At 40.2% G+C, this 11,911-nt stretch carries 8 protein-coding genes; 2 read left to right on the forward strand and 6 right to left on the reverse strand.

What is annotated here, in order from left to right; all coding sequences use genetic code 11:
* Positions 1 to 187 precede the first annotated feature (187 nt).
* The 6 genes from UF06_RS09715 to UF06_RS09745 form a co-directional block, all read right to left on the reverse strand.
* Positions 188 to 721, reverse strand: coding sequence for a fimbrial protein (locus UF06_RS09715; RefSeq protein ID WP_171816723.1), 534 nt, complete (start codon positions 719 to 721; stop codon positions 188 to 190).
* A gap of 126 nt (positions 722 to 847) precedes the next feature.
* A complete protein-coding gene (locus tag UF06_RS26000; protein WP_139046321.1) occupies positions 848 to 1,840 on the reverse strand; it encodes a hypothetical protein in 993 nt (330 codons plus the stop codon).
* Positions 1,841 to 1,910: 70 nt separating this feature from the next.
* Complete coding sequence (locus tag UF06_RS23165) at positions 1,911 to 2,606, reverse strand: fimbria/pilus periplasmic chaperone (protein WP_052702542.1); 696 nt, start codon at positions 2,604 to 2,606, stop codon at positions 1,911 to 1,913.
* Positions 2,599 to 5,061, reverse strand: a complete 2,463-nt coding sequence (locus tag UF06_RS09735) for a fimbria/pilus outer membrane usher protein (protein WP_045570269.1) — start codon at positions 5,059 to 5,061, stop codon at positions 2,599 to 2,601. Before UF06_RS09735 ends, UF06_RS23165 begins: the two co-directional genes overlap by 8 nt.
* Positions 5,062 to 5,120: 59 nt before the next feature.
* Positions 5,121 to 6,122 carry an OmpA family protein gene (locus UF06_RS23170; RefSeq protein ID WP_052702543.1) on the reverse strand — a complete coding sequence of 334 codons (1,002 nt, stop codon included), beginning with the start codon at positions 6,120 to 6,122 and terminating at the stop codon, positions 5,121 to 5,123.
* A gap of 243 nt (positions 6,123 to 6,365) precedes the next feature.
* Positions 6,366 to 6,926, reverse strand: coding sequence for a fimbrial protein (locus UF06_RS09745; protein WP_045570270.1), 561 nt, complete (start codon positions 6,924 to 6,926; stop codon positions 6,366 to 6,368).
* 1,256 nt (positions 6,927 to 8,182) lie between these two features.
* Here UF06_RS09745 and UF06_RS09750 point away from each other — a divergent pair.
* Both UF06_RS09750 and UF06_RS09755 read left to right on the forward strand, forming a co-directional pair.
* A complete protein-coding gene (locus tag UF06_RS09750; protein ID WP_045570271.1) occupies positions 8,183 to 9,376 on the forward strand; it encodes an alpha-xenorhabdolysin family binary toxin subunit A in 1,194 nt (397 codons plus the stop codon).
* A 67-nt stretch (positions 9,377 to 9,443) separates the two neighbouring features.
* Positions 9,444 to 11,813 (forward strand): hypothetical protein, encoded by a 2,370-nt coding sequence (locus UF06_RS09755; RefSeq protein WP_045570272.1) that lies wholly within the window; start codon positions 9,444 to 9,446, stop codon positions 11,811 to 11,813.
* Positions 11,814 to 11,911: the final 98 nt, after the last annotated feature.

The following is an 11,911-nucleotide window of genomic DNA, read 5'->3' on the forward strand; positions in this document are numbered from 1 at the left end:
AGCGGAAGCCAGTCAGTGTTTATTATTTTATTAAACCTACATAGACAACACAAAATGCACAATAAAATATATATTTTAAAAAATAATAATCAGAATAAAAATGATAAATTCCAGAATAATATTTATTATAAATTACTCAGGGTGATTAGATATACCCATCCAACAGCAACCCAAGGGGCATGTGCGTTTATTGATAGGCCGTGGTAAAAATCGCCGTCGCGCTCACTAAACCGAGTTTATCGGGTGCTTGTCCATCTCGATTGTAAAGCTGCGCAGAGAAGCCAACCAAGGTTGAGTTGGTATCCCCAGGGACAATAGTTTGTCGCACGGACGAAGCAAAAGGCAGAATAGACGCGCCACTTTCGGTTAATACCTCAACACCAATGTTGCTCGGGCCATTTGATGCAAGGTTAACAAGCACATTGGGGTTACCATCGGTATAGCCTGAGGCGCTGACATCAACTAAGTACGTCGAGAGCAAATCCATACACGCTTGCGGGTTGGCGGGGCCAATCTTAAATATCACCCGCTCCCCGACCGCTCCGATACGTTGCGCAACTTGATCGCTGTCTAACGTAGGTAACGACACTACCCCAGAGGGGAGAAGCACATTGTTGGCATCATAGACGCGGGCATCACAAGTCGGCGCGATAAATTGGCCGGAGAAATTGAGCGTCAATCGAGTGATATCCTCTATCGCAAACGCGAAGTTTGCTTTCAAGAGCAACATCAGCGCACAGGTTATGGTTCTTTTCTGCTGACTGAAAGCACAAGAAGGTGGGATCTTCCATCTATGAATGCGTTGTTTCACTGTATATAAGGTTGGCAAATCCATCATCGTGTCCCGTTAATTGTATTTAATCTCAAGTGTCACAGGAACACTGCGAAAACTGCCCACCGATGGATTCGGCTGCAACGCCCAATAGTTGACTTTGAAGTCGGCAGTCAGGCCAGTATAAGGTAACGTCTCCCCACTACTGATGTAAGCGTTATCAGCACGTTTCTTAATCACAAAACCCGCCGTCGAATTGGTTGAGGTGACCACTGGCGTACCCAAAGAGCTCACTTCACTATACGTAAAGGTGATTTCGGTGTGGCTAAAATCTGCGCAGTTCTCCCCAGGGGTTTGGCTTGGAACCACAGAAAACGTTTCGCCGCTATACAGCGTTTTCGGTGGCTCACCGATGGTGCTATAAGTTGAGATAGTATCTAAAGCAATGGTTCCATTGTTCACTACAGGCGTACCGTTTGCGTCTTGAATTTCGGCGGTGCACGCAGCGGCGGGGGGCTCGACAATCGCCGTCGACAGATTCGGAACCCACGCACTATTCGTGTTCAGCGAAGTATATTGTTCGCATTTACTGAAATCACTGCCACCTCGATCGGTCGGCATCAAACACAGATAGACCTTAGGATATTGAATCGGTGTAGTGTCGCCTGTCTTTGCGATTCGCACCAATTTAAGATAATTATCACATACATAGTAAGTATGTCCTTGGCCGGCAGGTAACCAAAGTCGGCCTGGAGCGCAAAACGCATTTCCTCCTTGACCTGTCCTTCCAAAAATAAAAGCGTAATCGTCATTGCCAGACTGTATGTAACCGTTATTTGTTGAACCCAATATATTATTGGCTCCATTACTGCTTGTACCGCCCCAGCATCCCCAGTAGCTGCCACTGGCAGGGTAATCTGTCTGGCCACTGGCAAAGGCAATCTCAACATTGGATGCTAATACATAGCTGTCATTAACATTGGGTAATAATTCTGGCGAAATACTGGGCAACGTATTATAAGGCTGCCCACCTAGGCGAAAACCTAAGGTGATACTGTAATCAGCCATACACACTGAACTAAAAAGATAAAAGTGAATACACAGGATATATTTTATATTCCCTCTAACAAATTCCAGTCTATTTTCCATTGACATTCACCTTATAATCCTTTTTACCACCAAAATCATCAATCATATTTATTGTCATTTCTTTGGGGCAATCTTTAACTTTACTTAGAATATTATTCGTCCCTGGCATAATTAAATGATAGTAAGCAACATTTTCTTTTCCTAATGAGTAATACAATGGAGAGAATAGGAATGGACTTTTATTCACGACTTGCAATACTCCTTGATTGCAGGTTGCCAATAGCTTTTCTTCTGCGCTATAGCGATTTCCTAACGCTTTCGGCCTGTATATCATTTTCACCTTGATTCTTTGCGCAAAAACAACTGAAGGCGCATCGACCTCTGATTTCGGTGGGATCTCTTGCACATTAAGCCAATATATGGATTCATGTTCTTGTGGCAGATTATCCGTAATACTCACGATATTTACGTTCGCTTTCCCCTTAGGGGCGATTTTTACCAAGGCAGGGCTAGCCGTGAAGTGACTTTCTCCGCTATAACCCGTTTTGCTATTGATATCAGTGAAAGGCTCTATCCAAATTTGTGCACCCATTGTTCGTTCACTTTTATTGGATATCGTGATCTCTTTTCGAGAAATTCCCTCTTCATAGATATATCTGGTGCCGTTTAATACCAACGCTGCGTAAGAAGGTACGCAGATCCACAGCAGGGACAGAGAAAATAAAGGCAAAATTCGTTTATTCACAATTAACTACTCCTAAATTGTGTACTTTCGATGTTTTACTTACTTGCTTAAAACTCACTTCATCGAGCTTTATATTGCATATTCGCTTGTCGTTAATCGTCAGTGCTAATATTTTTCTTTCCACACTTTGCACGCTTTCAGAAATCAACACACCGTGATCGACACTCACATAGGCAATTCGCCCACTCGGTGTTTTTACATAATCACCCAATTCAAGCAGCCTGCCACTTAGGCGAATTTTCATAAAGTAACTGGCGGTTTTCTCAGCATTAAATTGAACCAAAGCAAACGTGCCTTTGCCTTGAGTGAAAGTTTCTCTCGACGAAGCGACAGACACATCACCCGGTAATTGTGCAACATCAAGTTTGAGCTCTTTTTCCCGATAAGCGCTGCTATTGAGCATCAGGTAACCATTTTGATTGGTTTCAGTACCAAATTGTTCTACACCAGATAAATTGCCCAATTTAACCAGCGTTGGGTTCTCGCCACGGTTGGCCGAAGCAACAATGCCAGAGGGATTGCTATAACCCATACTGCCACCAACAGACATATAGAGATTGTCTTTAGACAGCGCCGCATAAAACTGGTTGTAATTGGTGTTGCCTTGCAATGCGAGAAAACTGTCTGATTCACCACTATGCCAATCGGTTTCGTTCGAGACAGTATAATTTACCGATTGGTTAATCATGCCACTGCCAGACGCACCCGAGAGATAATTCCCATCACTGTCTCTGGATAAATAAGCAGACAGCGACGTTAGGGAAAATAAATCACTTTTCGCTTGCAGCGGAATGCTAAAATTCAGCGTAATAGCAGGTTGGTATGAACCACGATGATCATTTCTAGTGGCCGATGCGGATAAATTATAAGTGATATCTTGTATGCCAAGGCGGCCAAAGAGTACCATGCTATAACTCTCTGCACTCCTCTCTGAGCGAATGCTATTGAGTCCGGGATGGTATTTATTGTAGTTGTAACTCAAACTAATACTGTCTAAATATTTATATTTACTTTGCAAATTGAGTGACAAATACGTTTTAGAATCATAACCGGTGTAGGTGTAATTTTTATTTTCTTGATAAGACTTATAATCAGTAAATGACATAAATTCATCATCTAAATACTGATAGTGATTGATGTTTAAATTGAGCCAGTTGTTGAATCTATTGCTGTATTTTATCGCATAGGCAAGATTATTCCTGCTTTCTTGAAAACTACTTTGAGCTAAACTCAATTCGACATCGCTACCATTCGGAGTCACCGTAGCCAGTCCAATTTCATTCGAGTAGTAGTTTTCGCCAATGACCGAAGTGAACGTTGGCGTCATGTAACCCATACCGTAGCCGAGATCTAAAAAGGCCACCGCATCTTCTATCGTGCCATTACTTCTTTTATATTTACCAAGAGAGAAATGGTAGTCGACTTCCCCACTAGGCAATAAAGCCGCTTGCGCTGGTATAGTAACCAGCTTGCTACTCTTTTTACCAGATTGTCCTTCTTCTACCACCTTTATCTCACCCGAACCGGGTGGAGTAATATCATCAAAACGATAGGGGCCCGCTTCGACGTAGCGCGTAGTTAATAGAATGTCGTTGTAATAAAACTTGATGGTTGAGTTTTCACTCACCACACCAGTAATAGGAATTAAAAATCGCTTACGTGATTCAGACCACATATCGGAATCGGTATTCATGCTCACACCACGAATAGGGAATCCCGAGGTTAACGTCCCCCCTTGGGTGTAGAGATCACCCGCTCTTAACTCAGACTGCAAGTCATAAAGCGGCACTGCGACATAAGCTTGGCTAATATTAAATCGATCACTCTCTGAGTCAGCATAATAGGCGTCAGCATAGAAACTGAAATCATTAACGTTAGCTTGAGCTTGTACATTTGCTGAAAGCGTATTACTGCGATCTTTATTGTAATCATTGTAATTTAATTCGTAGTTGAGCAACATTCCATCAATTAAATTGGCATGCACTCGCTCTTCTAAGCTTCTCTCTTTGTCCTTGAGGTATTTATCTGGAATAATATAATTTACACTCAGGTTTTGCGTGTTCATTTCCCATCGGGCATTGAGTAGCCGTTCAATTTCTCCACAATCAAATTCGTGGCGTTTTACCTTTGCTTTATCGTTCAGAGCAAGTTTATCACTAAAGAAAATATCAGAATTCTTACACAGCGTGGTAACACCTTGCTGCTCCTTTATCTCCACCATTACATTGTCGATGTAGGTGTTATTAACGTAAAAGTTAACACTATACTTACCCGGTAAAATAGCATTGGACTGAAAGTATTCGCTGATTTTTTCTTGGCTGTCCTTATTGTCGCCATCTTTAGTAAAAATAAAGCGACTATCAAAATCTTCTTCTGCACCTATAGCAGAATAACTACACAAACTACAGAGCGCAATCAGAATGAAAGCGAATTTAAAATCATCTTGATATTTCATCTCAATATACACCCTGAATACTTTTCATATCATGCAATGAATGCCATCAAACTTTGTCGTTATTTAAAATAAGTAAACTCTGGTATTACCATATCAACTCGACGGTTTTGCGCCCGTCCTTCAGCCGTGCTATTGGTTGCAATGGGGTGAGCCTCTCCTTCGCTGAGAATGGTCATTCGCTCTTTCTTTATCCCATGATTCAATAAGGCAGATTCAACACTGAGCGCTCTTTGCATGGACAACTGAAAATTATCCGTTTGTTTACCAACACTATCGGAAAAGCCAATAATAATAAGCGATGCCTCTTGATGCTGTGTAAGAATTGAGGCGATCTGTTCGATTACATTCAAACTATCTTGAGATAAAGTGGCACGTGCTGTTGGAAAAAAGACTCGTTGCAGAGCTTCAGAAAATAGGTGTTTACTCGGCGTGTTGAGTCTTTTTTCATTTTCGAACATCTCCTGTGCAAGGTTAACTTTTTCAGTATTAACATCTTGTTCAGTATTAACATCTTGCAGCGCTTTTTTGACCTGTTCGCCTTTTTCACCAGCGGAAGAAAATCGATAAGTGAGTTCTAACGCTAGGCTATTCACTATCCCATCTTGAACATCTCGATATCCGATATTAGGAAAGGTTAGATAACCCAAACCGAGTTTAATTTGATTGTCTAAATGATAATTAAAACCAAACCCACCCACAAAGGTATAATTTTCACTTGCTGCGTATTCGTAAATTGCGCCACCAAATTTGACATAGAATTCGATATTCTCTCCAACGGGTGCAGTCAACTTAGGCGTAATACTGTATATGGAAAGATTTGACTTTGCTAAATGTGTGCCGTCTTGAATTTCCACTTCACCCAAATAATCACTGCTGACCTCAATGGACCAATCATGATTTAGCTGATACCCAAGGCTGCTTCCCAAAAGATAACTTCGATCATTGCAAGCACTATCACATAAAAAATCGCTCCAAGCACCACCGGCCCGCCCTGAAATATACACTTCAGCAAATATACTAGGCGTCAATAGGCAGCTCACTAATAAAAGGACTTTTTTCATTTTTTATACTTCCTTTTTCTATTTCACTTGCCGATTAAATCAATGCACGTTATTTGCTGAACACTTTATTTACTGAGCACTGTGCCATAGGTTAACGGTTGAGCAGGCATCCATACCCAAATGGGCCTTAACGAGCCGCTGCTTGCGTCGATTACAAGTTGCCTACTTGCTTAGGCAAGTAGGCAAACTTGTTATTTGAGGCATGATTTAAAGCCCTGTCCCTGTGCCAACCAACGTTGCGAGTTAATTGTACGCAGTGGTAAATACCGCTGACGCACCAATCAGACCTTCAACTGGCGCAGTGGCATCGGTGTGATAAAGCGAACCGGTGAATTCAAGCAGCGTATCTTCCGGTGCGGCAACCGAGCCGACAATCGGCGTATCTAAGACTGGGGAACCGTTTGCGGCCAGCAGTTCAACCCCTATGTTAGATGGACCTGTGGTGTAAGAATTTTGCAGTACATTCGGCCCAACTTGCGATCCGGTCGCCACGATCTGATAGCCCGTCACCGCTCCGTTATTAAAACAGGCCGTCGGGTCGGCCGGGCCAATTTTAAACGTGACGCTATCGCCCACCGCGCCAATGGTTGTGCCGACATCACTGGATGTTATGGAAGGCAGAACAATCGTGCTGGAAGAAACCAAAATATCGTTTTCGTCATACACGCCAATATCGCAAGAGGCGGATGTAATAGAACTTTGGAACTTAACTTCAACACTGCCATCCACTGCAGCCTGAGCATAAATCGATGTAATCGCGCTCGCCGAAAATAAAATCAGAATTGATATTTTGTTTATATTCATACTACTAGTTCTCTAATTGTTAAATTAATATATAAAATTAATGACCTATCGATTAAACACCTAACTCTACTCACTAAACTTTTGATTTAAAACCTCCTAATTTCAATTATACAGAATAATAGTTCTGATATGGATTAAGATATAAATGTAGAATCCTATGTTTTTAATGTTACCTCAACAAATAAACCAATCAACAAATCAGAGTGTTTCATAATATTCACTTGCTTTGATTTATATATATCTTTCTTAACATTGAAAAGATATGAACTTAATTCCGCGAGTTAAAAAAACTATTGCTGGCGTCCTTAGTGCGATCGTTTATTAAAAAGATAAAGGATACGGAAAACGTTAAATAAACAAAGGAGAAATAGATGAAAAGAATATTAACATAATGCGCACCATTGCTTATCACTTTGAATGCTTTTGATATTGATTTATCAAATGTGCAATATATTGCATTAATCAATAAAAGTAATGATGTGATTAAAGGCAGTTTTTGGGAGAAGCAGAACAGTGACGATGGCATGCCACTGGTAATCTTTCGCTTTAAGAAGGGCTTAAAGGAAAGCTAGGTACTAGGAAAATAAAGAGACGAGGGACGAGATTACTAGAAACGATGAAGAGCGAAGCGGCCCGCTTTTGCTCTTCCTAGGGCCATAGGACCACAGGTCCCTGCTCTTCCTAGTACCTAGAAAACTAGCGAGCTGCTTTTCCTAGCAACCTAATAGCAGCAAAGAACGTAGCAGCAAAGAACGCGTTGTTCCGAGTTTCCCGGCAAGAACTTTGCCAGCTATATATTCAAGAATGCACAAAATTCTGCCCAGAGGAACTCAAGGAAAAACATCAAGTAAGCGATTATGTATGTTGTTCTCACGGCTTAAGGTGAAATCTATGATAAAAGCCAAGTCCATTTAAGGAGCATGGAAAACACCGCATCGCTATGAGAAACATTGTGTTCCAAGTATTTATGGATTACAGCATCTACCAATTTTTTCAACAGGCCGATATTATTAAATGGACGGCAAAATGATTCCAAGGTGAACTAAGCATTTATTATTGTCTGAGTGGAAGAATTTTAAGACCGTTAAATAACTGTAATATTTTAAACCTGCCGATCACATTCAAGGTGGTATCGTTCTTTTACTTAAAAATAAACTCCGCTTCACACTATTTTAATTATTAACGTAGGTGTGAAATGTAGAGTTTACTAATCAGTAAAATAGATTCGGTAAAAATAGTAATTAGGAATTATTAATATGCAACTAAAAAGAAGTGCTCTAGCTGTTCTATTGGCGTGTGGTTTTAATGCAATTGTTCTCGCAGAGAAAATCGGTGATGCTCCAAAAGACTTTACCTATACAAACGAAGAAACCAACCAAGAAGCGTTTGTTTTAAGTACAGATGAGTGGGCAGCAATCCAAATTTTTGCTGAGGCCGCAAGGGCTTTACCTATTACCGAAAATGATATGCGTAACCAATTTAAATTAGGTTATTTAGATTTTGATAGTCAATATCAAGAGCTCTTGAGAAGCTATAATAGTGTGCATGATATTTCAGGACAATGGCTTAATGCCGGAGGGTATAGAGATCAAATGGTCGGCTTAGCCACAGACATTGTCATTTACTCAGACGATGTTCTGACAGGAAGCGAGAATATTTCCTATTTTGTTGACAAGCTGTTTTCAGCTCTCGATCAGAATAATCTATCGGCTGGTGATTCGTATTTAACAGTTATTCGCAAACTGCTCGATAACATGCTAACCGATACTCAAGAATATTATGATAAGGCTGATGAACTCAGTACAAAACTTACCGAATTTGTGAATACGTTAAGTGAAGAGGATAAAAAACTAAAAGAGGTTCAGTCGACAAACGCTGACATCCTAGAAAATGACGGCTCAGCAACAAAAGCCGAGATAGACAAACTACAAGACAGAATTGAAGAAGCAAATAGAGAATATAGCAAGTGGGTAAAAGTGGCATCAACGTCTCCCGTTTATTCTACAGTTGCTTTTCCTTTTGGGTTAATTGCATCGATCGGTGCTGCATCTGGGGCGACAGTAGAAGCTGTTGCATTGAAAAACGAAATCAAATTCATTAAAGAAGATATTGATAATTTGGCTAAACGGCTCAAGACAGAGGAGCTAACTTACGCTTCGTGGCAGCTTGCCAATAGCAGTATTACAAATACACGAGATCAATTATCTGCAGCACTTAATGCTCTACAAAAACTCAAAGGCGCTTGGGTAATTGTTGTGGCTCAACTGGAAGCGGCACTCGAAGGTATAAAAGATGCAAACAGTGAAGATGTTATCAACAATCCTGACTTGCTGATTGCCATCGCGCTTACGGCTACAGAGCTTCAAGACTTAGAAATCCGTTGGGAAGAAATTAAAGAGACCACGGAACAATGGGTACGAAACGCTTACGTGACTCAAAGCAACGAATAGCAAATTTTGGGCAGCCATTAATTTGGCTGCCATTACTTTTTTATACTAATTCAATAGAGTACTGATTATGTTTTTTAAGAAGAGCAAAATTCTTACTGGTTTGATGCTAGCCAGTTTTGGTGCCTCAGCAAGTCCGTGGTCTAACTATTATGGTGTTTCTGTTCCCAGTTATTTTCCGAGTCAAACGGAGCAAATGGTTGATATCAGTAGCCGTAAAGTTGTTAGGCAAGCAATGTTGCTTAACGCAGCGGATCTAAATAAAGCCTTCAAACAGTATCCGAATAGAGGGCGGTATATTTTTATCGCTGATACATTATTGCTTGATGAAGTCGTTGCAGAAAACATTCAAGGTAAGCACATTTTTATACTGGCTCGTGTTATAAAAGGAGATGGCCTTATTGGTTTTAGTCAGTTAGAGGATGCCAATACATCTGTCACTATTGTTGCAGATCAGATTGAGTCAGGAATACTCATTACTTCATCAACAGGAAATATTACCCGCGTTGAAGATAAAGACGATAGTTTCAAATTTACCTATATAAACCTACTTGGTAAGGAAACCGTTACCTATGATAGCGAAAGTATAGAGGGAATAGTTGCACAACTAAACGAAGACAGAGATTATATTTTCAACCAAGCCTATGATTATGGTGCATCTATTTACGATACTCAGCCAAAACTTAGCATTGATATGCTTAATTGGTACGCTAATATCTTGGCAAGCAGTGACTCCCTAGTCAATGAAGAAAGTCAGTGGAATTTCGATGATATTTTCCGCTCGCTTAAAAGCTTATCTTTATTTTATTCCTCTTCTCAGAAAGCGCAGAATTTTGTTCCAGTACTTGATTTAAATTTATATTCCAATAGCTACAGTCAAATTCTAGATGCCATGGAAGCATTTCAAAGTGAGTATGATCAGTTCGAAAACCATCAAAATGATATTCAAGCAAGGAAAGAGAGTGCTCGTCTGATGTTGGATAAGTTAGATCATGCTCTTAGTGCTCAACAAGGCATTATTGAAAATCTAGAGAGGCAAATTACTTATTTCCAAAATGGCATTGAGAGCCGAATAAAAAGCTTTAAGGAGCAAGAGGATATAGTCGAAACTGCTAAACAAAATTTCAGGCAAGGTATTATTGATTATCAGCGTAAGTTTATCGCTGGGATAGCTATTGAAGTATTTAGCTCTTTGGCTGACTTGGGCTCATCCGTGATTTCTGCATTTGCTATCGGACCCGCAGCAATAGAAACCACGGCGAAAGCAGTTGGCGATGCCGCACAGGGCGCTCAACAAGCCGTGTCGATTTCGAAACGCTTAGAGCAACTCAGTAAAGATATCAATAAGACCAAAGATCTCAGCAATAGTTTAGATAAGGTATTGAAACTAATAAAAAACAACCAACTAACAGCTGAGCTACATGGGCTAATGAATGACCTAGGAGTCGATATCCCTGATCTCGGATCTTCTAGTACAAGTTGGGAACTTGCTCGAATCGATATTGATACTACGCTTGGTGCTGCTCAAGAGTTGGGCGTTCTAGGCACAAGAGAGTACAAAAATGAGCTAAATAAGCTTATGACTTGGGGTTCGAGTGCGTCTGGGTTGCAAGTAAATCTTGTTGTAGCCATGTATAGATTAACTGAGCTTCAGTTAGCAAAGGAGGCTATTGAAAAAGATTATGCTAGTGTAGCTCAATATATAGATGATTTAGATAATGACGAACAAGCACTAAAAGAAGTGGAACAATATCTTTTCCGAGCATATAACCTATTTAAACACCCGCTATACAGTGCTTTGCTAAACTATAATGCAGCTTACAAATATCATACGTTCAAAGAAAGCACAGTAACACCGAGAGTTAATTCTAGTTACTTGGAGTACAATCAAAATCTAGTTTCTATGGATCAGCAGTTAACCAATGCGATCGAAGGTTTTTATGAAAATCCGCCTCAGAGCTTTGTAATAGATATGGAGCTTGATGATCAAGCGGCTCTCAATAGGCTTCGAGAGACTGGTGAATTTAGCTTTATTATTGATGAGCAAAACCATAAAACTTTTGGTGGTGGAATATTTAACAATAAAGAAAGGGTGCATTTAGATAGTGTTGGCGTAGAACTCTACGGCTCAGAACTGGAAGATGGAAAATATGAATTTCAAATAACTCATAACGGTGAGTTTAGAGATTTTTATCAAAATAATCCATATATATTCAACACCAAGGAGTCTCATAGAATATATTCTTACTTTAAAAATGGAGAAGAATATAAAGTTATTACAGCTGGTGAAATATCTGAGGACTTTGGAAGATTTATCTTTAAACCAACACCTTTCTCTACTTGGACTGTTAAATTGTTTGAATATGATAAAATCGATCTTAGTAACGTTGAAAATATTAAGATTTATTTTTCTGGAGATTGGGTAACGCCTGAATTTTAGACTTCAATTACGACAAAGAGAGGTTGCGAGGGGCGAGGAAAAACTCAGGGACGAGATTGCTAGGGGCAAGGGCACGAGGAAGAGCAAAGCGGCCACTT

Origin of the sequence: Vibrio sp. S234-5 (assembly GCF_000960595.1) — a bacterium.
GTDB lineage: Bacteria > Pseudomonadota > Gammaproteobacteria > Enterobacterales > Vibrionaceae > Vibrio.